Raw genomic sequence first — 285 nt, 5'->3', positions numbered from 1 at the left:
CTAGGCGCCAGGAGCCGAAGAAGGACGTAGCGAACGACGAAACGCCTCGGGGAGCCGTAAGCAGGCTTTGATCCGGGGATGTCCGAATGGGGAAACCCACATGGAGTAATGTCCATGTATCCATTACTGAATACATAGGTAATGTGAAGGCATACCCAGGGAACTGAAACATCTAAGTACCTGGAGGAAAAGAAAACAAAAGTGATTCCGTAAGTAGCGGCGAGCGAACGCGGAACAGCCCAAACCAAGGGGCTTGCTCCTTGGGGTTGTAGGACGTCGATATGG

The 285-nt window shown here is 52.3% G+C and carries 1 rRNA gene; it reads left to right on the top strand.

Going from position 1 to position 285, the window contains the following annotated elements:
* A 23S ribosomal RNA gene (locus tag ACSEXW_RS28440) occupies nucleotides 1-285 on the top strand; the annotation flags it as partial.

It is taken from the genome of Oryzibacillus soli (assembly GCF_051594765.1).
Taxonomy (GTDB): domain Bacteria; phylum Bacillota; class Bacilli; order Paenibacillales; family NBRC-103111; genus Paenibacillus_AR.
The sequence above is the reverse complement of the archived record's forward strand: the minus strand, read 5'-3'. Positions and strand labels throughout refer to the sequence as shown.